General features: G+C 62.1%; 21 protein-coding genes. 9 read left to right on the plus strand and 12 right to left on the minus strand.

Annotated elements, in window-relative coordinates; translation table 11 throughout:
* Nucleotides 1–8: 8 nt before the first annotated feature.
* The 4 genes from BLU76_RS10235 to BLU76_RS10250 are packed head-to-tail and all read right to left on the minus strand — an operon-like array spanning nucleotide 9 to nucleotide 3,827.
* On the minus strand, nucleotides 9–653 hold the full coding sequence (locus BLU76_RS10235; protein ID WP_063320360.1) for a CpsD/CapB family tyrosine-protein kinase: 645 nt from the start codon (nucleotides 651–653) through the stop codon (nucleotides 9–11).
* Nucleotides 654–1,400, minus strand: a complete 747-nt coding sequence (locus tag BLU76_RS10240) for a sugar transferase (protein WP_092144334.1) — start codon at nucleotides 1,398–1,400, stop codon at nucleotides 654–656.
* Nucleotides 1,387–2,466 carry an NAD-dependent epimerase gene (locus BLU76_RS10245; RefSeq protein ID WP_092222617.1) on the minus strand — a complete coding sequence of 360 codons (1,080 nt, stop codon included), beginning with the start codon at nucleotides 2,464–2,466 and terminating at the stop codon, nucleotides 1,387–1,389. Before BLU76_RS10245 ends, BLU76_RS10240 begins: the two co-directional genes overlap by 14 nt.
* Nucleotides 2,463–3,827, minus strand: coding sequence for a UDP-glucose dehydrogenase family protein (locus BLU76_RS10250; RefSeq protein ID WP_063320363.1), 1,365 nt, complete (start codon nucleotides 3,825–3,827; stop codon nucleotides 2,463–2,465). Before BLU76_RS10250 ends, BLU76_RS10245 begins: the two co-directional genes overlap by 4 nt.
* A gap of 376 nt (nucleotides 3,828–4,203) precedes the next feature.
* Between BLU76_RS10250 and BLU76_RS10255 the strand changes: the two genes are divergently transcribed.
* The 6 genes from BLU76_RS10255 (at nucleotide 4,204) to BLU76_RS31485 (ending at nucleotide 11,036) form a co-directional block, all read left to right on the plus strand.
* Nucleotides 4,204–5,901 (plus strand): sulfatase-like hydrolase/transferase, encoded by a 1,698-nt coding sequence (locus BLU76_RS10255; RefSeq protein ID WP_092144338.1) that lies wholly within the window; start codon nucleotides 4,204–4,206, stop codon nucleotides 5,899–5,901.
* Between the two features lie 422 nt (nucleotides 5,902–6,323).
* Nucleotides 6,324–6,992: an ABC transporter ATP-binding protein gene (locus BLU76_RS10260; protein ID WP_092144340.1), complete on the plus strand. Its 669-nt coding sequence runs from the start codon at nucleotides 6,324–6,326 to the stop codon at nucleotides 6,990–6,992.
* Nucleotides 6,992–9,460, plus strand: a complete 2,469-nt coding sequence (locus tag BLU76_RS10265; protein ID WP_092222619.1) for an ABC transporter permease — start codon at nucleotides 6,992–6,994, stop codon at nucleotides 9,458–9,460. The genes BLU76_RS10260 and BLU76_RS10265 overlap by 1 nt, the downstream gene beginning before the upstream one ends.
* Entirely contained in the window at nucleotides 9,450–10,523 is a 1,074-nt protein-coding gene (locus BLU76_RS10270) for a lipocalin-like domain-containing protein (protein ID WP_092144344.1), read from the plus strand. Before BLU76_RS10265 ends, BLU76_RS10270 begins: the two co-directional genes overlap by 11 nt.
* 65 nt (nucleotides 10,524–10,588) lie before the next feature.
* The gene (locus BLU76_RS10275; RefSeq protein WP_072339792.1) at nucleotides 10,589–10,831 is read left to right on the plus strand and encodes a hypothetical protein; all 243 of its coding nucleotides are present in this window, start codon (nucleotides 10,589–10,591) and stop codon (nucleotides 10,829–10,831) included.
* A gap of 31 nt (nucleotides 10,832–10,862) precedes the next feature.
* Nucleotides 10,863–11,036, plus strand: a complete 174-nt coding sequence (locus BLU76_RS31485) for a hypothetical protein (protein WP_170845895.1) — start codon at nucleotides 10,863–10,865, stop codon at nucleotides 11,034–11,036.
* A gap of 219 nt (nucleotides 11,037–11,255) precedes the next feature.
* On the opposite strand, the gene BLU76_RS10280 is transcribed toward BLU76_RS31485, so the two are convergent.
* From BLU76_RS10280 to BLU76_RS10305, 6 genes are all read right to left on the minus strand, one after another.
* On the minus strand, nucleotides 11,256–11,774 hold the full coding sequence (locus tag BLU76_RS10280) for an Hcp family type VI secretion system effector (protein ID WP_063320369.1): 519 nt from the start codon (nucleotides 11,772–11,774) through the stop codon (nucleotides 11,256–11,258).
* 297 nt (nucleotides 11,775–12,071) lie between these two features.
* Complete coding sequence (locus BLU76_RS10285) at nucleotides 12,072–13,448, minus strand: 2-oxoadipate dioxygenase/decarboxylase HglS (RefSeq protein WP_092222620.1); 1,377 nt, start codon at nucleotides 13,446–13,448, stop codon at nucleotides 12,072–12,074.
* A gap of 88 nt (nucleotides 13,449–13,536) precedes the next feature.
* A complete protein-coding gene (gene glcF / locus BLU76_RS10290; RefSeq protein ID WP_092222622.1) occupies nucleotides 13,537–14,757 on the minus strand; it encodes a glycolate oxidase subunit GlcF in 1,221 nt (406 codons plus the stop codon).
* 162 nt (nucleotides 14,758–14,919) lie between these two features.
* Nucleotides 14,920–15,978 (minus strand): glycolate oxidase subunit GlcE, encoded by a 1,059-nt coding sequence (gene glcE / locus BLU76_RS10295; protein WP_092222624.1) that lies wholly within the window; start codon nucleotides 15,976–15,978, stop codon nucleotides 14,920–14,922.
* A complete protein-coding gene (glcD, locus tag BLU76_RS10300) occupies nucleotides 15,978–17,477 on the minus strand; it encodes a glycolate oxidase subunit GlcD (protein WP_063320373.1) in 1,500 nt (499 codons plus the stop codon). Before glcD ends, glcE begins: the two co-directional genes overlap by 1 nt.
* A 148-nt stretch (nucleotides 17,478–17,625) precedes the next feature.
* On the minus strand, nucleotides 17,626–18,555 hold the full coding sequence (locus tag BLU76_RS10305) for an alpha/beta fold hydrolase (protein ID WP_072339780.1): 930 nt from the start codon (nucleotides 18,553–18,555) through the stop codon (nucleotides 17,626–17,628).
* Nucleotides 18,556–18,853: 298 nt separating this feature from the next.
* Here BLU76_RS10305 and BLU76_RS10310 point away from each other — a divergent pair, with 298 nt between their 5' ends.
* Both BLU76_RS10310 and BLU76_RS10315 read left to right on the plus strand, forming a co-directional pair.
* On the plus strand, nucleotides 18,854–19,939 hold the full coding sequence (locus tag BLU76_RS10310) for a diguanylate cyclase (protein WP_092222626.1): 1,086 nt from the start codon (nucleotides 18,854–18,856) through the stop codon (nucleotides 19,937–19,939).
* A gap of 85 nt (nucleotides 19,940–20,024) precedes the next feature.
* Nucleotides 20,025–21,263, plus strand: a complete 1,239-nt coding sequence (locus BLU76_RS10315; RefSeq protein WP_092222628.1) for a M20/M25/M40 family metallo-hydrolase — start codon at nucleotides 20,025–20,027, stop codon at nucleotides 21,261–21,263.
* 342 nt (nucleotides 21,264–21,605) lie between these two features.
* On the opposite strand, the gene BLU76_RS10320 is transcribed toward BLU76_RS10315, so the two are convergent.
* Nucleotides 21,606–22,940: a substrate-binding domain-containing protein gene (locus BLU76_RS10320; RefSeq protein WP_092144353.1), complete on the minus strand. Its 1,335-nt coding sequence runs from the start codon at nucleotides 22,938–22,940 to the stop codon at nucleotides 21,606–21,608.
* A 187-nt stretch (nucleotides 22,941–23,127) separates the two neighbouring features.
* Nucleotides 23,128–23,940, minus strand: a complete 813-nt coding sequence (gene xthA / locus BLU76_RS10325) for an exodeoxyribonuclease III (protein ID WP_003203684.1) — start codon at nucleotides 23,938–23,940, stop codon at nucleotides 23,128–23,130.
* 177 nt (nucleotides 23,941–24,117) lie between these two features.
* Here xthA and BLU76_RS10330 point away from each other — a divergent pair, with 177 nt between their 5' ends.
* On the plus strand, nucleotides 24,118–24,768 hold the full coding sequence (locus tag BLU76_RS10330; protein ID WP_092222631.1) for a GNAT family N-acetyltransferase: 651 nt from the start codon (nucleotides 24,118–24,120) through the stop codon (nucleotides 24,766–24,768).
* Nucleotides 24,769–24,814: the final 46 nt, after the last annotated feature.

The raw sequence follows: 24,814 nt of genomic DNA on the forward strand, positions 1-24,814 counted from the left end.
TTGCAGGCTTACAGGTTGTTGTAGAGCCACTTGGGCATGTAGTACTTGCGGCGATTGAACACGCTGCCCACCACTTTCGCGCCGGCCTGGGACAGGCGCTGGCGGGCGGCCTGGGCCACTTCCCAGCGGGTGTCTTCACCGCGCACCACCAGCACCACGCCGTCGACCTGGGTGCTGAGCACCAGTGTGTCGCTGGCCGAATACACCGCGTCGGCGTCGATCACCACAAAGCGGTATTGCGCCGCCAGTTGCCTGAACAGTGGGCGCAGTCGTTCGGGGCTCAAGCGTTCGGCATTGCGGCCCAGGCGCCCGTGGGGCAACACGTCGAAGGGCAGGCTGGACGCCTGCACCACGCAGTCCTGCAGCAAGGGCGGGGCGAGGCTGTTGAACAACAGATCGGTAAAACCGCGCTCCTTGTGCAACGACAGTTGCTGGCTGAGGTTGCGCGGTGACTGGCTGGCATCCACCAGCAGTACGCGACCGTTGCTCATCTGCGCCAGTTGAGCGGCCAGCGCCATCGCGCTGGTGCTGGTTCCGGTGCCTGTGTTGGCGGACGTCAAGAGCAGGATCCGCAGGGAAGGGTCGAGCACGGTCGAGGTCAGGTTGGTCTCGCTCGGGCTGGCTATGGTCAGGATATTCGTTGAACCGTCCATTTAACTCGCTCCGTGGCCGCTGAACACTTTGAAGGGGGTAATCATCAGGATCTTCAAATCCAGCCACAGGCTTTGTTCAGCGATATAGCTGAGGTCCAATTCCACACGCTGGTCGAAGTCGATATTGCTGCGCCCGGAGATCTGCCAAAGGCCGGTCATGCCGGGGTAGATGCTCAGGCGCACAAGATGGTTGTCCTTGTAGCGATAGGCGTTGAACGAGGTCGGCCGGGGGCCCACCAGGCGCATGTCGCCGGTCACTACATTGATCAGGTTCGGTAGTTCGTCGAGGCTGCTGCGTCGCAGGAACCGGCCGATGGGCGTGATGCGCGGGTCGTTGTCGATCTTGAAGTCGATGGCATCGGCGCCGTGTTTGTTGAGGTGGCGCAGCGACTCCTTGAGCGCCTCGGCATCGGCCACCATGGTGCGGAACTTGTACATGCCGAAGACTCGGCCGCGATACCCGGTGCGCTTCTGCACGAACAGCACGGGACCGGGGCTGGAGAACTTGACCAGCAGCGCCAGGCCCAGCAGCAGCGGGCATAACAGCAGCAGGATCGCCAGCGCGCCGAGGCAGGCCACCACGCGATTGGTGCGCGAGACCGTCCAGGGCCGGCCGCCGTCGCGACCGGTCAACCAACCTCGACCCTGGCGGTGGATGGCCGCGTCCAGGCGCCTGCGGTGGTCGGGATCGACACGCTTGTCGCGTCCAGGGGCGTTGATCTCGATGACTTGCTCATGTCGGGTCATGGATTCCTCCGCTGAGGTTGGGCCGCAAGCGTTCAGTTGCGAGCGGTGCGTGGGCAGGCTGTGCGTAGTAATCGAGGAACCACCGGATGAAGCGGCCCAGGCCGTCGTCCAGTTCGATACACGGCTTGAAACCGGTGGCCTGTGCCAGGTCGCTGGCATCGGCGCAGGTGTTGAGCACATCTCCTGCTTGCAGGGGGAGCAGTTCGATGCGGGCGGTTTGTCCCAGGTGCTTTTCCAGCAGTGCGACATAGGTGCGCAGCGCCACCGGGTGCTGCCCGCCGATGTTGTAGATCCGCCAGGGCGCACGGCTGGTGGCCGGGTCCGGTTGTTCGTGATCCAACAGGGGCGTGACCAGGGGCGCACGGTCGAGCAGGCGGGCGATGCTTTCGACGATGTCGTCGATGTAGGTGAAATCGCGTTGGTGCTCGCCGTGATTGAACAGTTGCAGCACACGGTCTTCGACGATGGCGCGGGCAAACTGGATCGGCGACATGTCTGGCCGGCCCCAAGGGCCGTACACCGTGAAGAAGCGCAGGCCGGTGCAGGGAATGCCGAACAGGTGGCTGTAGCTGTGGGCCATCAGTTCGTTGGCTTTTTTGCTGGCCGCGTACAGCGACAGCGGATGGTCGACGTTGTCCTGCACCGAATAAGGCGTGCGCGAATTGGCGCCGTATACCGAGCTTGAGGAGGCGTAGATCAGGTGCTTGACCGGATAGCGGCGGCAGTTTTCCAGAATATTCAGGAACCCGGTGATGTTGCTGTCGACATAGGCCTGTGGTTTTTCCAGCGAGTAGCGCACACCCGCTTGGGCGGCAAGGTGAATCACTACGTCCGGGCGCCGGGCCTGGAACAGTTCATCGATGGCCGGCGCGTCGACCAGATCGATCCGCGCCAGGGGAAATTCGCCGGCCTGGTCGTTTACCCAGGTCACGCGGTCGTGCTTGAGCTGCGGGTCGTAGTAGTCGTTGAAATTGTCCAGCCCGCACACCCGATGGCCGTCGCGCAGCAGTCGCAGCACGACGTGGGCGCCGATGAAACCGGCCGCGCCGGTGACCAGGATGTTCATGCTTGCGGCCCGGGTAGCGGGGTGCCCGGCACGGTGTGCCGCAGCCCGATACCGCGATACAGCAGTCCGGCGGCGGCCAGGTGTTCGGGGTTGTACAGGTTGCGGCCATCGATGATCACCCGGGCGCGCAACTTGCTGGCCAACAGGTCGAAGTCCACCACGCGAAAATTCTTCCACTCGGTGCAGATCACCAGGGCGTCGGCGTCTTCCAGGGTGTCGTCGCGGGTGGCGCAGAGGTTCAGGTCCTTGCGATAGCCGTAGAGGCGCCGGCATTCGGACATGGCTTCCGGGTCATAGGCGTGGACGCGGGCGCCTTCGCGCCACAGCGCTTCCATCAGGTAGCGGCTGGGGGCTTCGCGCATGTCATCGGTGTTGGGCTTGAATGCCAGGCCCCAGATGGCAATCGATTTGCCGGCCAGGCCCTCCTGGAATTGCGTTGCCAGTTTCTCGAAAAGGATGTGCCGCTGGCTGTCGTTGACGTCGGTGACGCTGCGCAACAAGCGCAGTGGCATGCCGCTTTGTTCGGCGGTGTGTAGCAAGGCCCGCAGATCTTTGGGAAAGCATGAGCCGCCAAAACCGCAGCCGGGGTAGATGAAGTGGTAACCGATGCGTGGGTCCGAGCCGATGCCTTTGCGCACGGCTTCGATGTCGGCGCCCAGCCGTTCGGTGAGGTTGGCCAGTTCGTTCATGAAGCTGATGCGGGTGGCGAGCATGGCATTGGCGGCGTATTTGGTCAGTTCGGCGCTGCGGTTGTCCATGAACATCAGTTTTTCGTGGTTGCGGCAAAAGGGCGCGTAGAGCTCCGTCATCTGGTCGCGGGCCAGCGGGTCGGCGGTGCCGATGATGATCCGGTCGGGGCGCATGCAATCGGCCAGCGCACTGCCTTCCTTGAGGAACTCGGGATTGGACACCACGCGTACGTTCAACTGTTTCAGGCCCCGCTGCGCCAGCGCCTGGCGGGCGCATTCGGCCACCTTGTCGGCCGTGCCCACCGGCACCGTGGATTTGATGACCAGGGTGCGGTCGCTGTCCATGAAGTCGGCGATTTGCCGGGTGACGGCCAGCACATGGCTCAGGTCTGCCGAGCCGTCTTCATCGGCGGGGGTGCCGACGGCGATGAAAATCAGCTCGCCATGATTGACTGCGTCGCTGGCCTGGGAGCTGAACGACAAGCGTCCTTCCTTGATGTTGTCTTCGAGCAAGCTGGACAGCCCCGGCTCGCTGATGGTCGGTACGGCCTGTTGCAGTTGCCGGATTTTGTTCGGGTCGATATCGATGCACAAAACGCGATGTCCGACGTCGGCCATGGCGGCGGCCTGGATCAGCCCGACATACCCCGTACCAAATACACTCACGTCCATTTTTGGCGCGCCTCGCAAACCGAATGATGTAACTCGGATGAAACTGTTTAGAGGGGTATAGCGCAGCTTCAGAAAAGCGTGTCAGCAAAATGACAGTTGTCAGTGTTGGCAATTCAAGTGAAGTCGGGCCTTTTGATATCAAGTCCTTGACTGTCTTAGTAAAGTGGCTGTTTTATTGGGCTTTACGGGGATTTTACAAAGCGATAAACGGTAGTAATCCATAGATTTTTACATTCTGTGACGTATTTTCGTGTCATTTTTGGGGTAACTTTTTTTTGACGCGTGCTTCGGATGCAGCATTCCTTGCGCTTTGAAAATCGGCTGCTAACGTGCAGGAACGAAGTGCTTTGGATACGGCGATCTGGTCGAGGAAAACATGGCCCGTTACCTCAAGGAACTGCTGCTGGTTCTGTACCTGCTCAAGGGATACGACTATTACCTCGACCGTCTCACCGCGTTGGGCCTGGGGTTCGCAACGTTGCTGTTCGGCGCCATGTTCACGGTGCTGGTGCTGGCGCTGTGGATGAGTGCCTACATACGCCAGACCCTGGTGAGGCATGTGTTTGCCTTGGCGATGTTTGTTTCAGCGGTGTTTTTCGAGGTGTACACCCGGGTCACGGACAGTTACCTGACCTATAGCCAGTTCGTTTCGCTGGTGTACTCGGGGGGATTTATCCAGGAGGCGGCTTATCAGTACCGCGACGTGATTATCCGCGCGGTGATCAGCGGCTTGCTGCTGTTATTCGGCATCGCGCTCAAGCCTCGGCGGTCGGTGCGGTTGCCCGGTTATTTGCCGATAGCGGCGCCGGTGCTGGGCATGTTGTTGCTCAGTGGCGTGTTGTTCGTGCGGGCGGGCGAGGGCGCGCGCGGCCTGCCGGTGATGTACACGCCGTTGGCCTATTTGAATCTGTTTGCCTACGAGTCCTTGCACAGCACCATCGGTCCCCGGGAGCCGGTCACCCTGGTGCGACGGTCGTCTTTGATCGAGCAGGATATCGTGCTGATCATCGATGAGAGCATTGGCGGCAATTACCTGGATATCAACGCGCCATTCGGCGTGCACACCGGGCTGAAGACGCCGCCGGAGGGCGTGGACATCTTCAATTTCGGTTATGCGGCCTCCATCGCCAATTGCAGCGCCGACACCAACGTCACCCTGCGCTATGGCGGCACGCGCGCCGACTACATACGCATCAACAGCACCCGGCCGTCGATTTGGCAATATGCCAAAAAGGCGGGTTTGCGTACCGTCTACATCGACGCCCAGCGCACTGGTGGCTACCTGCAAAACCTGATGACCGAGCTGGAAAAACAGGACATCGACGAATTCGTCCAATTCGACCAGGCCAGCGTGCGCGACCGTGACATGGCGGCTGCGGCGAAGTTGATCGAACTGCTGGGCGACAACCAGGCCGAACTGGTGGTGATCAACAAGGTGGGGGCGCATTTCCCGGTACACGACAAATACCCCGACGACTTCATGAACTACCGCCCGGCCTTGCCGCGAGGGCAGTTCCAGGAGGTGGCCGACACCGCTAGCCGCGATGGCTTCAATGGCCAGAAAGATGACTGGTTGCTGTATCGCAATGCTTACCAGAACACCTTGCTGTGGAACGTCGGCGAGTTCTTCAAGCGAATCTTCCAGCAGGCCGATTTGAGCCATGCCGTGCTGATCTACACCTCCGACCACGGCCAGGACCTGCACGAGCGTGGCAACCCCGGGCTCAACACCCATTGCGGCGGTGACCCGGTGGCGGAGGAGGGGTTGGTGCCGTTGGTAGTGATCCAGGGCAGCCAATTGCACACCCTTGATTGGCGTGATGCCTGGGCCCGGAACAAGGATCGTTCGAGCCACTACAACATCTTCCCGACGCTGTTGCAGTTGATGGGTTACGACCCGGCCGGGGTTGAATCGGCCTATGGGAAATCCCTGAGCCAACCAACCGATGATGATTTCACTTTCAACTATCGCTTTAATGCACGGTTGGGGGCCAAGCCGGCTTGGAAACACATCGACTTGGGCGACATCGTGACACCGCAGTCCGGCCAGGTTGAGATGGCGGTGGGGCGTTGACTGGAGCTGAGTTCTTGTTGATTGAGTACATATCCATTGCTGCGGTAACGGCCACTTAGGGTTTCGCCCTGACGGCGACTCACTTTTTTTCAAACGCCAAAAAAAGTAAGCAAAAAAGGCTTGCCCCACCACTCGGCACCTCGCTTAGGCTCGGTGTGCCCTCACTCCGGCATGCCGAGCCTAGGCGAGGCACCGAGTGGTGGGGCAGAAGCGCTTTGGTTACTTTCGCGCTTTTCGAAAGTGACCCGCCGTCAGGGCGGAACCCTAAGTCGCCGTTACCGCAGCAACGGATATACACCCCCATCCGACAAGCAAATACCAAGGTTCACCAGCGAAATGGGGACGCACAGCTGTATTGGCCGATGGGGCCCATCACTCAACTCCGCTATCCTGAACCTCAAGTCCACCCGTCGAGCCTTTCCATGCTTGAAGTCCGCCAAGTGCACAAAAGCTATCCCACGCCTCAGGGCCCATTGCCAGTGCTGCAAGGCATCGATCTGACACTGATGCCCGGCAGCAGTCTGGCGCTGATGGGGGAGTCGGGCAGTGGCAAGAGCACCCTGCTGCACCTGGTCGCTGGGCTGGACAAGGTCGATCGCGGCAGCATTCGCAGTGGCGAGTATCGGCTCGATGGCATGAGTGAAAGCCAATTGGCGAATTGGCGACGCACGGAAATCGGCCTGGTGTTCCAGCAGTTCAACCTCATCAGCAGCTTGTCGGTGGAGGACAACCTGGCGTTCCAGGCGCGTCTGTGCGGCCGTCATGACGCAGCGTGGCAAGCCCATCTGGTACAGCGGCTCGGGCTTTCAGGGCTGTTGCGGCGTTATCCCGAGCAACTGTCCGGCGGCCAGCAACAGCGGGTAGCGCTGGGGCGGGCATTGGCTTCGCGACCGCCCTTGTTGCTGGCCGATGAACCCACCGGCAGCCTCGACGAAGCCACCAGCGACGAAGTCCTGCAACTGCTACTGGAACTGCTGGAGGGCAGCCCCACCAGCCTGCTGATGGTGACCCACAGTCCACGGGTGGCAGCTCGCCTGGCCCAGCGCGTGGTATTGCACGGCGGGCAGTTGGCGCAGGTGACCCAGGGGTGATGATTTTTCGCCAGACCCTCAAGGCCCTGCTCAGCCATTGGCGCCAACACCCGGTGCAATTCTTCAGCGTGCTGACCGGCCTGTGGCTGGCAACCAGCCTGCTCACTGGCGTGCAAGCGCTGAACAGTCAGGCCCGGGACAGCTACGCTCGGGCCAGCCAATTGATCGGCGGCGAACCCCAGGCCAGCCTCAGTGCACCCGGTGGTGGCACGTTCCCCCAGCAATGGTTTGTCGAGCTGCGGCGCCAGGGCTGGCCGGTGTCGCCAGTGGTGCAGGCTCGGGTGCTGCTCAAGGACCACGAGGATCAGCGCCTGCAACTGATGGGCATCGACCCGGTGTCGCTGCCGCCCGGTGCCGCGCTGGCGGGGCAGGCGCGGGAGATGACTGAGGTGGTGGCGTTCTTTACCGACCCCGGCCGCACCTGGATCGCCCCGCAAACCTTGCAAGCCCTGGGGCTGACCGAGGGCGACCGACCCCGGAGTGTCGATGGGCAAACCCTGCCGCCGTTGCATGCCCAGGAGGACATGGCGCCGGGCGTGCTGTTGATGGACATCGGTTTTGCCCAACAGGTACTCGGGTTGCCGGAGCAACTGTCGCGACTGTTGTTGCCCGCCACGTTCAGTGCCGCATTACCGGAAGCGTTCACCGGTCGCCTGCAACTCAAGCACGCCGATGAAGAAAACAACCTGTCGCGCCTGACCGAAAGTTTTCACCTGAACCTTGATGCCTTGGGGTTTTTATCCTTCGTGGTGGGACTGTTCATCGTTCACGCGGCCATCGGCCTGGCCCTGGAGCAACGCCGCAGTCTGTTGCGGACCCTGCGCGCCTGTGGTGTCAGTGCGCGGGTGCTGGTCACCAGCCTGACCATCGAACTGGGCGCGTTGGCCTTGCTGGGCGGGATCGCCGGGGTGCTCAGCGGCTATTGGCTGGCGAGCCTGTTGTTGCCCGATGTCGCGGCGAGCCTGCGAGGTTTGTATGGCGCCGAAGTGGCCGGGCACTTGAACCTCAGCCCATGGTGGTGGTTCAGCGGTGTCGGCTTGAGTCTGCTCGGTGCGCTGCTGGCCGGCGCTGACAGCCTTTTGCGGGCGGCGCGCCTGCCCTTGCTGGCGCTGGCCAACCCCCAGGCCTGGCATCAGGCCCATGCCCAATGGCTGCGACGCCAGGGTTGGGTGGCGACGGTGGCGGCATTGATTGCCGCATCGGCGTTGATCTGGGGCGATAGCCTGGCCAGTGGTTTTGTCCTGATGACCGCCTTGTTGCTGGGCGCGGCGCTGGCCTTGCCGGTGTTGCTCAACAGCGCGCTGAAGCGGTTGTCGAGGCGCAGCCGCTCGGTGCTCGGGCAGTGGTTTCTTGCCGATTGTCGCCAGCAATTGCCGACATTGAGCCTGGCGCTGATGGCTTTGTTGCTGGCGCTGGCGGCCAATATCGGCGCCGGCAGCATGACCGCCGGCTTTCGCCAGACCTTCAGCAACTGGCTCGAACAACGGTTGACCGCCGAGTTGTATATCAACCCGCAGACCCCGGCCCAGGCGGACGAACTGCACGCTTGGCTCACGCAACAACCGGCGATCACTGCCGTCGTTCCCCTCTGGCAAGTCTCGGTCCCGTTGCAGGGCTGGCCGACGGATATCCACGGCATCATCGATCACCCCCACTATCGACAGCATTGGCCGCTGCTGGAATCGGCCGGCGACAAGCCGTGGGAGCAACTGGCCGCCGCCGACACCCTCATGCTCAGCGAACAGCTGGCACGGCGTCTCAAGGTGAGTACCGGCGATCAGTTGACCCTGCCGACACCCCAGGGGCCATGGGCACTGCGCATCGTTGGCATCTACGCCGACTATGGCAATCCCAAGGGCCATGTGCTGGTCAACGTCGATCACTTGCTGGCGCACTGGCCGAACCTGACGCCGAACCGTTTCAACCTGCGCATCGAACCGTCCGCGATCCCGGCGCTACTGACAGCGTTGCAAGACCGGTTCAGTCTGGATGACAGCTGCATCGTCGACCAGGCCCGGCTCAAGGGCTGGTCGACCCAGGTGTTCGAGCGAACCTTCGCCGCCACCGCTGCCCTCAACAGCCTGACCCTGGCGGTGGCCGGGGTGGCGTTGTTCATCAGTCTGCTGACCCAGAGCCAGAGTCGCCTCGCTCAGTTGGCGCCGCTGTGGGCGCTGGGGGTGACGCGTCGGCAGTTGATGCTGCTCAACCTCGGCCAGACCTGGCTGCTGGCGCTGCTGACCTTGGTCCTGGCGTTGCCGCTGGGCATCGCCCTGGCCTGGTGCCTGGACACGGTGATCAACGTGCAGGCTTTCGGTTGGCGCCTGCCATTGCGGGTGTTCCCGTTGCAATTGGTGCAATTGCTGGCCCTGGCGATGCTCGCCACGCTGCTGGCATCGGCCTGGCCGCTGTATGCGTTGTACCGCACGCAGCCGGCGGATTTGCTGAGGACCTTTGCCCATGAAGATTAGAGTCGGCGTGTTGTTGCTGCTGGCATTGCTCAGCGGTTGTGATGACTCCGCGCCAGCGCCAAAGGGCTTTGCCGGCCTCGGCGACCAGGCTGTGGCCTTCACCCCGGTGGTGCCTGGGCGGGTATTCAGTTTCCCCGCCGACCACGGGATTCATGAAGGTTTTCGTATCGAGTGGTGGTACGTCACCGCCAATCTCAAGGATGCCCAGGGGCATGAGTTCGGCGTGCAATGGACGTTGTTTCGCAGCGCCTTGAATGCCGCGCCCCAGGCCGGCGGCTGGCGCAACCAGACGATCTGGCTCGGCCACGCGGCGGTCACATCCGCCACCGTGCACCATGCCGCCGAACGTTATGCACGAGGCGGGGTGGGGCAGGCCGGGGTACGGACGACACCCTTCGAGGCCTGGATCGACGACTGGCGCTTCAGCACTCGGACGACGGGCGTCGACCCGCTGGCGGATATGCAATTGCAGGCCCGGAACCCGCGCTTCAGCTATGCATTGCAGCTGACGTCGAGCCGGCCGCTGGTGTTGCAGGGCGATCAAGGTTTCAGCCAGAAATCCGAACAGGGGCAGGCGTCGTACTACTACAGCCAGCCGTTCTTCCAGGCCAGCGGTGAATTGGAAATCGATGGCCAGCGTTACGCGGTCAGCGGCCCGGCCTGGCTCGACCGCGAATGGAGCAGCCAGCCCCTGAGCGCAAACCAGACTGGCTGGGACTGGTTTTCCCTGCACTTGGACAACGGCGAGCACCTGATGCTCTACCGCATGCGCCACAAGGACGGCGCGCCGTATCTCACGGGCACCTGGATCGACGCCCAGGGCCAAGCGCAAACCCTGCACGCCGGGCAGATCAGCCTGGCGCCACTGGAAAGCGCCAAGGTCGCCGGGCGGTCGATGCCGGTGCGCTGGTCGATCAAGATCCCTGCCAGGCAGCTCGACGTGACGACCCAACCCTTGAACCCCAACGCCTGGATGAACTTGCAGATTCCTTATTGGGAAGGGCCGGTGCGATTGAACGGTAGCCACGTCGGCAACGGCTACCTGGAAATGACCGGCTACTGAGAATCGCCGGAACTCCCCACGAATCTCAGCCCTCATACCTTATGAATGCCTCGCAGGAGCCCGTCATGAGCGATGACCTCAAACCTCCGTCGCTGGCCGATTGGCAGCGGCTGTTCGACGACAAGGCCTATTGGCAACAATCACCCGACGTTCATTTCACCGAGCTGATGCGGGTGGCCGATGATCTGTTTGGCCAGGGAGCTATCGACCTGGCGCAGTGGCAGGCGCTGAAGACCAAGGCTGAGCAACTGCACCAGCGCTCCCCCGATGCCAACGTCGCTGAAGAAGTCGCCGACCCTGATGCCTGATTGCCAGGCTTGAACAACCAAGGAGTTCGTCATGAACCACCGTTCCGATCAAACGCCGCACAACCCTGACGAGCCGGCGATGCCTGGCGAAGTGGAACGCGACAACGACGCCTTGCGCCCCAACGATCCCGCCAAGCGCAAACAGCAGCAGGGGGATGCGGGAGCAGGAGAGACCGATGCGCAGAAAACTGGCCGGCGTGGTTGAGGTGGCGCATCAAGGATGAATAATTATTTAAATGGACTCGCGGAAATATCCTGCAAGTTCCACTAATATTGTGCCGTTCGCCCAGTGTCAGGCTCTTTACCAGTGCATGGATTGCCGAGGCCGTCGCACTGGGCGAACACCTCTGAGGGAAAATATCCCTGTTTACTTCAATGCACATCGGCCAGCAGGACTGGCCGGTGCATTGACGAATGCGCGGACTTAACCGGCGGCCGGTGCACGCCAGTCATCGACGCCCAGCGTGCTGCAGGCTATGTGATTCCAGGTGATCTTGCGGTACGAGAAGTGCACATCTTGCAAGTGAGTGAAATGTGAATTTGCCGGGTCTTGGCAGTTGAGCATGTAGTCCTTGATTTCGACGATAATCGCGTCCTCCAGCGTAGTGGTGTAGTAATGCTCTTGGGTTCCGGAGGCTGAAGTGCGGTACCACTTGATTTCAACTTTGGCCAGGGTTTCGCCGCGGCACAGGACTTCCTGCAGCATCGGTGAGGTTCTGTCAAAGACTTTAGTGATGACTAAGGGTTGGTGTATGCGTTGACCAGTTGGCTGACCGGACTGGGGGTCTCGTGGAATGGTCACCTGATGCTGGAAACCTTGCACCATGATTTCGTCTTTATGACCTTCCTGATAAATGTTACCCACCGAGTCGGCGGTAAACGCCTTCTCGGTCAGTAATATTTGACTGTTGTCTGTAATGGTCATGTACGCGGGGGTAGCCAATGGATGCTCTCCTTCCTGGATAACGATGGGGCCTGGGACTGGATTCGCCCGAGGTGGCCTGACGATTATCAAGAGCTATGCCATTTTTAAAAAAACTTTAAATATCAATAAGTTGATTTTGTATCGGGCTGATCCTTCCTCCAAGCAGACCAGAAAGCGCTCAAAGACTTGCCCGGCCCATTGCAGTGCCTCGCGGTTCCACCAGGCACCGCGATGCCCGGGTCGGCAGGCCAAGAAAGGCGCGCCGCGTGCATGCCTCTCAGGCAGTTTTTTGCCGTTTTGTCCTTCGGCTTATTCCTACACGCCCAATGCAGCCCTGCACTCATCGATGGATCGCTGTTGCGTCTGGGCGTACAGCTGCAACTCATCGATGGTCGCCCGCCCCAGCGCTGCTTCAAAGGCGTGGCGATTGGACTGCCCGGCGTAGTGGCTCTGGGCAGCATCGCCAAGGTTCGACTGGAAAATGCCGGCGGCGCTGACCGGCAGGAAGTCTTCATACACCAAGGGTTCGGCACGCAGGTATTGCTGCTCCAACAGGCGTTCCAGCGAGGCCGTGCGCTCGACGCTGCCCTTGGCGGCGAGGCCCTTGGGCGTCACGAAATAACGGAAGTACGCCAGTGCTTCTCGACGCAGCTCATCGTGGTTGTCGGGGAATTGGGCAAAGTGCTCGCTCATCAGCGTGTTGTAGCGTTCGGCGTTGGCCTCGTTGGGGAAATCCCCCAACGCATCCCGCGCAGCGTTGAGCAATCGATCGTAGAGCGCACGACCCTTGGGCGTGAGGGCGGCGCCGCGTTGCTCGATTTCGCCAAAGCGAGCGCTGTGGCTGCCTTGGGATTGTGATTGATCGGTGAAGCTGACCGGCTCATCGAGGGCCTTGAAGCTGGTCTGGCGCAGCAGGATCGGGCATTGGCGGCGAGGCGGGCCTTCGATCACGGCTTTGGGCGTGATGCCGTGCACGGGCATCCGGGCCTGGACGATGTCGATGTCCAGGGTGCGCGGTGTCAGGTGATTGATGTGTGGGCCCTTGAACGCCACCACATCGGCGATCAACCGATGCTGGGCGCTCAGTTGCCGGTACTGTTCGGCGGTGACCGTGGCGCTGTGGTGCCAGCGAAAGGTTTCCAGGGCTTGTAGGACGAAGTCCTCAGCCTGGGACTCGCTCAGGCCACCCTGGTATTCGGCCTGTTCGATGAGCTCAAGGGCCCTGGGGGTGAAGATCTGCCGTTTGTCCAACACTGACTCGGCAAAGGCCCGAAGCTCGGCGTGCTCGATCAGTTCCAGGCGCAGTAGCGAGGTAAACACCCGGAACGGGCTGACCTGCAACGCGCTTTCGTGCACGGCGCGGAAGGCGGTGGAATGCACCGGCACCCCGGCAGGCGTGAGGTCGTAGTAGCCCACCGGCTGCATGCCCATGACCGCGAACAGACGCCCCAGGGTCGCCAGCTCGGCGGCGGTACCGACGCGGATCGCGCCGTGGCGTTCCAGGTCCAGGCGTTCGAGTTCGCCGGTGCTGCGCAGGTGTGCGGCCAGGATCGGGTCTTCGGCCAGCACCTGGGCGTTGGTGTGCTCCACCAGCTTCATCAGGGCGCCATACAGCGGCACCTCGTCGCGGTACATGTCAGACATCGCTCTAGAGAAGCGTTGGCGGATCAGGTCGGGGCTGACGAAGCTCATCGTAAGAATTCCTGGCGAGGGCTGTGGGAAAGTTGGACGAAAGATCGCAGCCTTCGCCGGCCCCGGCAAACGAAGAATCTTCAGGACTTCATTCTGCCAGGGACTGATCCACCAGCTCGATCCAGTGCCGCACGGGCGTGCGACCGGCGCCGTCGAGGTGGTTCTGGCAGCCGACGTTGGCGGTGACGATCAGCTCCGGCTGGCCACTTTCCAGCGCATTGAGGCGGTTGTCGCGCAATTGCCGCGCCAGGGCGGGCTGGGTCAGCGAATAGGTGCCGGCCGAGCCGCAACACAAATGGCCGTCGGGCACCTCGGTGAGGTTGAAACCCAGCCGCGTCAGCAGCGCCTCGATGCTGCCGCCGAGTTTCTGCGCGTGCTGCAAGGTGCAGGGGCAATGCACGGCAATGCGCTGGTTCCTGGCCGCGCAGATCTGTTCCAGCGGTTCCTTGCCGAGCACTTGCACCAGGTCCAGCGCCCGTTCACTCACCTGCTGGGCCTTGGCGGCATAGGCAGGGTCATGCTCCAGCAGGTGCCCGTAGTCCTTGATGAAGGCCCCGCAGCCGCTGGCGGTCTGGACGATGGCTTCAGCACCGTTTTCCAGGTGCGGCCACCAGGCGTCGATGTTCTGTCGGGCGCGGTCCAATCCTGTGGCCTGGGCGTCGAGGTGATACTCCAGCGCACCGCAGCAGCCGGCCTGCGCACAGGGGATCACGCTGATGCCGAGTCGATCCAGCACTCGCGCTGCCGAGGCATTGGTGTTGGGCGACAGGCCCGGTTGCACGCAACCTTCGAGCATCAACACCGTACGCCGATGCCGCAGAGGCGGGCGTTCGCCGTGAGACGGGGAAGGGCGGGGCAACTTGGCGGTCAGGTTCGCCGGCAGCAACGGACGGAAGATCGCGCCAAGACGCAGCAGGGCCTTGAACCGCTCGGGGCTGGCGGCCAGGCTTCGCAGCCCCAGGCGCAGCGCACGTTGGTCGGCGGGGCGCGGTACGGCTTGGTCGACCACCGCCCGGCCGATGTCCAGCAGGTTGTGGTAATCCACACCGGACGGGCAGGTGGTTTCGCAGTTGCGACACGACAGGCAGCGATCCAGGTGCAACTGGGTGCTGGCTGTCGCCGGCTGGCCTTCGAGCACTTGCTTGATCAGGTAGATGCGTCCGCGCGGGCCGTCCAGTTCATCGCCGAGCAATTGGTAAGTGGGGCAGGTGGCGTTGCAGAAACCGCAATGCACGCAACTGCGCAGGATCCGTTCGGCTTCTTCGGCGCGGGGCAGGTTTTTGCTTTCCTCACTGAAGCGAGTCTGCATAGTTAGTGTCCTGTATCACAAATGCTGTTCCTTTTTGACGGCGTCTGTTGTCGTCATGCTGCGTTGCCGCTCCTCGCCATCGCGAGCTATGACGCGTCGCGGCGCCTTGCCTGACGACAACAGCCACTCGTCAAAAAAGGAGCGCATTTGCGACACAGGGCACTAAAGCTCCGGGTACATCCGACCAGGGTTGAACAGTCCCAGGGGATCGAGCTGGGCCTTGAGTTGCCGGTGATAGCGCAGCAGCGCCGGGGCCAGTGGCTGGAACGGTGTGTCGCTGGCACCCTGACGATAGCAGGTGGCATGGCCGCCGACTTCATGGGCCAGGGCTTGCACCGTGTCGGCCTCGGTTTTCACCCAGCGTTGGGCACCGGCCCAGTCGATCAGTTGCGCGCCCGGCAGGGTGAGCGGCCCGGTATGGTTGGGCAGCGACAGGCGCCACAGCGGCACGCCTTCATCGAAGAAGGCCAACTGATGTTCATTGAGTGCCGTCCAGTATTGATCGTCGATCACCTCGCCACCAAAACGCTGATGAGCGGCGCTGACCGAGCCTTCGCCACCCTCCAGGCGCAGCTGCAGACAGTCGCCGTCATGGCTGGCGGCGCTGACGGGCAGGGGCTGACGGCCCCATTCGGCGAGTTTCCCCAGGGCCTCGGTGCTGTCCAGTTCCAGGCGGATACTCAGGCTGTGACGGGGTTTGGGCAGGACCTTCAAGGAAACGTCGGTGATGACCCCCAGGCAACCGAAACTGCCGGCCAACAGGCGCGACAGATCGTAGCCGGCGACGTTTTTCATCACCTCGCCGCCGAAACGCAACAGCGTGCCGTGGCCACTGATCAGGCGCGTGCCCAGGACGAAGTCGCGCACCGAACCGGCCCATGGACGACGCGGCCCCGATAGCCCGGCGGCGACCATGCCGCCGACCGTGGCGTCATCGCCAAATGCTGGCGGTTCGCAGGGCAGCCGTTGCCCGGCAGCGTCGAGGGCGGCAAGCAGTTCCCGCAGCGGGGTGCCGGCCCGGGCCGTGATGACCAGTTCGGTGGGGTCGTAGTGGACGATGCCACGATGCACGCGGGTGTCCAGCACTTCGCCAGCCACTTCGCGCCCCAGGAAGGCCTTGCTGTTCGACCCCTGGATACGCAGCGGCGTGGCGTTGGCCCGGGCGCGATTGACCTGTTCGAGCAGCAGGTCGCTGGCGTCCTGGTCGGCTTCGCGGCTCATCAGAAACGCTCCAGTTCAGGAAACGGCAGTTGCCCGCCATGGATGTGCATGGCACCGAATTCGGCGCAGCGGTGCAGGGTGGGGATGTTCTTGCCGGGGTTGAGCAGGCCTTGGGGATCGAACGCTGCTTTTACCGCGTGGAACAGGTTCAGTTCGTCGCTGTTGAACTGCGTGCACATCTGATTGATTTTTTCCCGGCCCACACCGTGCTCGCCGGTGATGCTGCCGCCCACCTGGACACACAGTTCGAGGATTTTCCCGCCCAGGGTTTCGGCGCGCTCCAGTTCGCCGGGCTGGTTGGCATCGAACAGGATCAGCGGGTGCATGTTGCCGTCGCCGGCGTGAAAGACGTTGGCGACGCGCAGGCCATGCTCGGCACCGAGGCTGGCGATGCGCTGCAGTACCTCGGGCAAGGCGCGTCGCGGGATCGTGCCGTCCATGCAGTAATAATCCGGCGCCAGGCGCCCCACCGCCGGGAAGGCGTTCTTGCGCCCGGCCCAGAACCGCAGCCGTTCGGCCTCGTCCCGCGCCTGGCGCACTTCGGTGGCACCGGCCTGCTCCAACACTTGGCGGACCCGTTCACAATCGTCATGGACATCGGCCTCGACCCCATCCAGTTCACACAGCAGGATCGCTTCGGCCTCCACCGGATAGCCGGCGTGGATGAAGTCCTCGGCGGCGCGGATCGCCAGGTTGTCCATCATTTCCAGGCCGCCGGGAATGATCCCGGCGGCGATGATGTCGGCCACCGCTCGCCCGGCCTTGTCCACCGAATCGAAACTGGCCAGCAGCACCTTGGCGACCTGGGGCCGGGGCAGCAATTTGACCGTCACTTCGGTGATCACCCCCAGCAAACCTTCGGAACCGGTGAACAGCGCCAGCAGGTCCAGGCCCGGCGAGTCCAGGGCTTCGCTGCCGAGGGTCAGGCGTTCGCCTTCGATGGTGAGGATTTCCAGTTTCAACAGGTTGTGCACCGTCAGGCCGTACTTGAGGCAGTGCACGCCGCCGGCATTTTCCGCGACATTGCCGCCGATGGAACAGGCGATCTGCGATGAGGGATCCGGTGCGTAATACAGCCCGAACGGTGCCGCCGCCTGGGAGATCGCCAGGTTGCGCACACCGGGCTGAAGCCGCGCGGTGCGGGCGTCGGGGTCGATGTGCAGTATCTGGTTGAACCGTGCCATCACCAGCAATACGCCGCTTTCCAGGGGCAGGGCGCCACCGGACAGACCGGTCCCGGCACCCCTGGCGACCACGGGCACATCCAGCCCATGGCAGAGCTTGAGCAGCGCTTGCACCTGCTCGACGCGCCTGGGCAATGCCACCAGCAGGGGCGTGGTGCGGTAGGCCGACAAGCCATCGCATTCATAGGGCTTGAGGTCTTCTTCCTGGTGCAGGATGTCCAGGTCCGGAATCTGTGCCTGCAAGGCTTGAAGCAGGGCCTGTTTGTCCACCTTGGGCAAGGGGCCGTCGAGGTGTTCGTCGTAGAGGATGTTCATGAAGTCGATACCTCTGGGTCGGCTGGAATCCCTGTGGGAGCTTGCTTGCGATGGCGGTGGGGCAGCTTGCATCCCCCGTTGAATGTGTCACCGCTATCGCGAGCAAGCTCGCTCCCACAGGGCGTTCATTTTGTTTTATACATTGCCGTCACTGCCCCAACCCCTTGAGAAATTCCCGATACAGCGCCGCGGTTTTCCCCGGTCGTTCGACCATGGGCATGTGGCCGATACCGTCCCAGATTTCCACCCGCAAATCGGCGATGCCCTTGCTCCACACCGGCACGCTGCTGACGTCGATCAGGCGGTCCTTGCGCCCCCAGAGTAGCAGCGACGGGGCGCGGATGTCGGCCAGGTGCGGTTCCATCGGCGGGCTGGCGCGAAAATCGACGAAGATCTCCGCCAGTTCATCGCGGCGCTGTTCGTAACGTTCGGCCATTGCCGCCAGTACCACGCTGGGCACCCAGGGCGGGGAGGCCATGGTCATTGCGTAGAACGGCGCGAAATCGTCCCGCGAGTCGACGAGGAACGGGTTATGCCCGGCGGCCAGGTGGCGTTCCATGTCGCTGGCCTGGGGGGCGGTGACACCGGCCGGATCGATCAGCGCCAGGGTGAGCACGCGCTCGGGCGACGTGGCCGCCAGCCATGCGGCGAGGTAACCGCCCATGGAATTGCCGATCACATGGACCTTGTCCAGGCCGCAGGCGTCGAGCAACTCGATGACCCGCCGGGCCTGGGTCGGGATGTCATAGCCACCGCCGGCCTTGAAGCCGGTTTCGCCATGGCCGGCCAGGTCGGGCACCACCACCCGGTAGTCGCCGACAAAATGTCGGGCGAAGCGTAGCCAGAGATTCTTGTCGGCGCTGTAGCCATGCAGCATCAGGATGCTGCCGGATGCTTCATAGGGCCCGCCTTGCCAGGTCGAGACGGTCATCTCGCTGATGGGGACGGTGATCTTGTGCAACCGGTAGAGACGTGCCTCCAGCGCCATGCCCATGTCGTACAGCACATGGCCGATGCCTGGATACGTCAACCAGCTCCAGGCGATAAACACGGCAAGGACTACCCACAACACCAGCATGTTTTGCCCTCCATGGATCAGGACAGAATGTGATCGGCCAGTCTGAGCCGACGGGTCAGATACTCTCTAAGTGAAGCTGAAACCCGAGGACATCGCGATGACGTGACGCATTTGCTTTGCTACTTGCTATGACAACCGCTGGATGACTCATGTATAGCCAAAATCCGCGGCAAAGCCCGACATTTGAAGGAGAATAAATACCCCTTCATTCAGTGGTGGCTATTTGATGCCGCCCTGATAGACTCCAAGCTACCCCCCCGTCCCAATGACTTGGGAAACCCGCGGTGCAGAGGTTCCTATGCAAAACACGGGAAAAAAGGGACGGACGCTGGCCAGGAGGCTTTATATATCGCGCATTCTGGGCCTGACGCTGGGGTTGCTGTTGGTGAGTGCTGCCATCTTTCCTCTCGAACCGGCGTCGTGGGTCTGGGGTTTCATGCTGTTCAATGGCCTGCTTTGGCCACACTTGTCCTACTGGTGGGCCCGACGTTGCTCGATGCCTTACCACGCCGAACACCTCAATTTATTGATCGATGCGGTGCTTGGTGGCTTCTGGGTCGCGGCAATGCAGTTCAACCCGTTGCCCGCGGCCGTCACGCTGGCGATGATGGCGATGAACAATGTCGCCATTGGTGGCCTGCGTTTCCTGCTCATTGGGGCCTTGGCCCAAGTGGCCGGCATTGTCGTGGGCGTGCTGATCTTCCCGCTGACCAGCGTGCCCATGACCAGCCCGGCGCAGATATATGCGTGTTTGCCGTTGCTGTGCCTGTATCCGATGGCACTGGGTTGGTTCTGCTATCGCCAGGCCTACACGCTGGGCCGGCAAAAGCGCGAATTGCTGGCCCTGAGTCGCACCGACAGCCTGACCGGCTTGCTTAACCATGGCGCCTGGAAAGATCGTCTCAACGAGGAGTTCCAGCGCTGCCAGCGTCACTCGAATGACGGGGCAGGGCGCGGCGCGATTGCGCTGATCGACATCGATCACTTCAAGGCCATCAATGACACCTATGGCCATGTCGCCGGCGACGTCGTGCTGCGCCAGCTTGGCAAGATGCTCAAGCAAAACCTGCGCGCCGCCGATGTGGTCGGGCGTTATGGCGGGGACGAGTTCTGTGTGATCCTGCCGGACCTGACGCTCCACAACGCCGTGCAGGCCATGGACGGGTTGCGCGAGCGCTTCGCGACGCTCAGCTATGAACAGAACCCGGCGCTGAAGGTGAGCCTGAGTATTGGCCTGGCAGCCTTCAACCCGGCTTATGGCGATGCCACCCATTGGCTCAATGATGCCGACCAGGCGCTTTACGAGGCCAAGACCGGCGGGCGCAACCGAGTCACTTGTTTTCGGCATCGGCAGGTGTTGGAAGAATCGGTCATGTCTCCCTGAGGTGGCCACCTGCGGTCTAGAGCCTTGACCCATTGTCGGGTAGGGTGCCTATGGCACTCTTTCGATACGGAACAAGGATGAAATCATGATGATGACCGCTCTTCGCTCCCGTCTGGCCGTCAGTCTTGGCCTGAGCCTGGCCCTCGGCGCCTTCGCCCCCGATGCTTTCGCACAGCCCCATCAACAAGTCCTGAGCGACGCCGAACAGTACAAGGGCGAGGCCCTGAAACTGCTTGAGCGGTTGGTGAACATCGACTCTGGCTCAGGCTATGTGCCGGGGTTGACCCAGGTCGGTGATATTGCGATCGATGAATTGACGAAGTTGGGCGCCACCATCGAAAAGGTGCCTAACTCGGACGGAACCCAGCACATCCTGGCGACCCTCAAGGGCACCGGCAAGGCAAAAATCCTGCTGATGGCCCACATGGACACGGTGTTCAAGGAAGGCTCGGCCGCCGAGCGTCCCTTCCACATCAAGGATGGCCGGGCCTATGGGCCGGGGGTGATGGATGACAAGGGCGGCATCGTCGCCGGGATCTACGCCTTGAAGGTGCTCAAGAGCCTGGACTTCAAGAACTACGCACAGATTACTTTCCTGCTCGACGCCAGCGAAGAAACCGGCTCGGACGCCGCCACCGACCTGATCAAGAAAACCGCCAAGGCCCATGACGTGACCCTCAACCTTGAACCGGGGCGCCCGGCCGATGGCTTGGTGGTGTGGCGCAAGGGCAGTGCCACGGCGCTGGTGGAGGTCAAGGGCAAGGCGTCCCACGCCGGTGTCGCACCGGAACTGGGGCGCAATGCGGCGATGGAAGCCGCGCACCAGATCTTGCAACTGGGCAAGCTTGGCGACGCGGAAAAGAAAACCACCATCAACTTCACGGTGATCAAGGCCGGCGACCGGACCAACGTGATCCCCGACCAGGCGAGCGCCAAGGCGGATGTGCGGGCGGCGGTGCCGGAAGAGTTCGACCGCATCGAAAAAGACTTGGCCCGGGTGTCGCAGGACAAATTGATCGCCGACACCGAAGTCACCACCAGCCTCAAGCGCGGCCTGCCACCGATGCCGCAGACGGCGGAGTCGGACCGGTTGATGGCCATGGCCCAAGGCATCTATGGCGAACTGGGGCGCAAACTGACTGAAGAAGGTAGCGGTGGAGCGGCGGATGCCAGTCTGTCGGCCGGGGTTGGCACGCCGACGCTGGACGGTTTTGGCATCGTCGGTGGCAACATTCATACGCCGGAGGAATACGCCGAAGTCGAGAGTGTGGTGCCAAGGATTTATCTGTTGTCGCGGATGATCATGGAGTTGGCGGGGCGATAACGCGCTATGTCGTCCTGTGGGAGCGAGCTGCAGCGGCTAGCGCGCTTCGACGTTGTGCCCGACCCTAAGGCGTACAAGCCGGCGGATTCTGGCGTAGTTGTAGGTAATGGCGCAAGGCGACGGAGCTTGGTCCTACATCGAAATCAGCGGGATAAACACACGGCTCTTGTGGCGAGGGAGCTTGCTCCCGCTCGGCTGCGAAGCAGTCGTAAAAACGGCTGATGCGGTCCACCGGAAAGACCGCGTCAGTCCATTTTGGGGCGGCTTCGCCACCCAGCGGGAGCAAGCTCCCTCGCCACGGGAATGAGGTTTGCCGTGGGAGAGGTGTCCGGCCTTTGGACCCTAGTAAACCCAAACCTCCACCCGCCGATTCCTGATCCTTCCTTCATCTTCACTATTGGCCGCCACCGGCATCAGCGCGCCGAAGCCGCGCACTTCCCGCAAGGTCACGCCGTACTTGACCAGTTCTCGTCGAACCGCCATGGCCCGCAGTTTGGACAGAAGATCCGCCCGCGCCGGGTCGTCCTTGGCGTCGCCGAAACCCACCAGCGTCACGCGGCGCTCGGTCTTGCCGTGTTTCTGGATGTAGTCGAGCACCCGGCCCAGGTCCTGGTGGGCCTTGTTGTCGAGACTGGCGCTGCCTTCTTCAAAGCGGAAATTCACCGTCAGGCGCTGGGCATGGCGGCTCAGGGCCTGGTAACCCTCGGGCATCAATGCATTGGGTGTGACGGCCATGGCCTGGACGGTTTGGGCGATGAACCCGTTGGCCGCGACGATGGCCTGGCCTTTGTCACTTTGGGTGAACTCGACCAGTGCCGTGGCCCAGGGGTTGGTTTCCCGGGGAGGTAAATAGAAGAACAGCCGGCGGGACAGGGGGTAGTCCTCGGTGGCGATCAGGTTGTTCAACGGCAACATGGGTTGGGAATCACCGTCGGCAATCGCCAAGGCTTTGGCCTGGCGTACGTAAGGCAAACCGATGAAACCGATGCCTTGCGGGTCTTGGCTGACGGCGTCGGACAATTGTTCGCTGGATTCGAAGCGTCGCGCTGTGGGATCCAGCCGCTTACCGTGTCGGCCAAGCACCAATTCCTTGAAGGTATCGTAGGTGCCAGATTGTTCATCCCGGGCATACAGATGAATCGGCCCGCCAACGCCGCCCACCGCTTCCCAGATCTTCGCCTCGCCGCTGAATATTCGTGCCAGTTGCACGGTGTCGAGCTGACGCAACGGGTTTTGCGGATGAAGGATAATCGCCAGTCCATCGATGGCGATGACCTGCTCGGCCGTGGGACTTTTCAGATCGCCGAGGGACGATAATTCCTTCCGTTCGCTGTCCTTGATCGGCCGGGAAGAGGCCGCCAGGTCGGCGCTGGCCTGCTTGAGGGCGGCGAAACCGGTGCTTGAACCATGGGCCGCGATGTCGACTTCCACCCGTCGGCCATCGGCGCTCAGGCCGACGATGCGCTGCTCGTTGTCGCGCCCGGTGATTTCGCTGCTGACCCTGAGCAGGCCCTGATCTTCCATCAAACCTCTGACCAAAGCCGGCCCCAGCGCCGCGCCGATGGTATTGGAGCCTTGGAGGCGCAAGGCTGGGCCCTGTTCGGGAATGGGCAAATGGCCGGCCCATGCCAAGAACGGCAGCCAGAGGCCCATGAAAACCACAACACACAGCCGCATGCCGGCACCTTCTGAACCTGAGGAAGTGCCGGAAGATTAAGTCAGTCAGGTTACTGAAAGGTGACAGGGGTGCGACGGAGTACCCAAATACAATGTGGGAGCGAGCTTGCTCGCGATGACGGCGGCACATTCAAGACCAATGTGACGGCTGGACCGCTATCGCGAGCAAGCTCCACAGGGGACTCGATCAGCTCAACTGCAACCAGATCGGCGCATGGTCCGACGGTTTTTCCATGCCCCGCAGTTCGTAGTCCACGCCGGCATCCTTGACCCGTGGCAGCAGGCCGTGGGAGGTGAGGATCAGGTCGATGCGCAGGCCGCGCTTGGGCTCGTCCTCGAAACCGCGGCTGCGGTAGTCGAACCAGCTGAAGCGGTCGGTGACGTCCGGGTTCAGGTGGCGGAAGCTGTCCACCAGGCCCCAGTTCTTCAGGCGCGCCATCCATTCACGTTCTTCCGGCAGGAAGCTGCATTTGCCGGTTTTCAGCCAGCGCTTCATGTTGTCCGGGCCGATGCCGATGTCGCAGTCTTCCGGGGAAATGTTCACGTCACCCATCACCACCACCGGCTGATCGTTGCTGAAGCGGCTTTCCAGCAGTTGCTGCAAATCGCTGTAGAAACGTTCCTTGGCCGGGAATTTGGTCGGGTGGTCGCGGCTTTCACCTTGTGGGAAATAACCATTCATGATGGTCACCGGCACGCCGTTGGCATCGGCGAAGGTGCCCCAGATGAAGCGCCGCTGGGCGTCCTCGTCGTCGCCCTCGAAGCCCTTGTACAGGCTCAGTGGCGCCTGGCGGGAGAGCAGGGCGACGCCGTAATGACCCTTTTGCCCGTGGTAATGCACGTGGTAGCCCAGGGCCTGCACCTCGGCCAGGGGAAATTGTTCGTCGTGGACCTTGGTTTCCTGCAGCCCGATCACGTCCGGCTGGTGCTTCTCGATCAGCGCCGCCAACTGATGGGGACGGGCGCGCAGCCCGTTGATGTTGAAGGAGACGATCTTCATGGTCGGCTGTCCTGGCAAAACTGCGATGCTAGCTGACATGTGGGAAGGGAGCCAGCGTGGCAGTAGGACAAATGCGCTGCTAATGTCCTTTGCATGTAGGAACGATCACGACCCTATCGGGTTCGTACTCAATAAGAGCAGGGCCTCACCGAGCCTCGCCCCAGGAGATCCAACGCCATGCCCGAAACTGCAACCGCCATCGCCGACATCCATATGCTCGACAGTGGTTATTCCCGTGAAGCCCGTTCGTTGCTGTATCAGGCCTATCGCCACGAGCCGACCTTCAGCTACCTGTTCGAATCCGAGCGTCCCGGTTATGAACAGCGGGTACGGGCCACGGTGCGTGAGCTGGTCAAGCAGCATTTTCTCCAGGATTTGCCGGCCATCGGCTTGCTGGTCAACGACCGCCTGATCGGCATCGCCCTGATCGCTCCGCCGCAGCGGCGCCTGGGCATCACCGAAAGCTGGACCTGGCGCCTGCGCATGGTCCTGAGTACTGGTTTTCGTTGCACGCGGCGCTACCTGGAATACCACGCGGCGGTGCTGGCCTGCCTGCCGTCGGATGCGGTCCATGTATTGCCTCTGCTAGGTGTGCATCCCCAGTTCCAGGGCAAGCATTTCGGTGAACAGTTGCTCGAGGCGGTGCATAACTGGTGTGCGGTGGACGAGCATTCCCAGGGCGTGGTGCTGGACACCGGCAACCCACGTTACCTTGAGTTTTATAAACGCCAGGGTTATGAGGAAATCGGCGAAGTGGCGGTAGGACCGATCCGCGAGCATGTGTTCTTCCACGCCAACCCGCAGGTTCTGCAAAGCGCAACGGCATAGTCAGCCGAACTTTTGCGAAATGTCCGGCTCTATCAAGCACCTACGC

It is taken from the genome of Pseudomonas sp. NFACC08-1, assembly GCF_900106735.1.
Lineage (GTDB): Bacteria > Pseudomonadota > Gammaproteobacteria > Pseudomonadales > Pseudomonadaceae > Aquipseudomonas > Aquipseudomonas fluorescens_Q.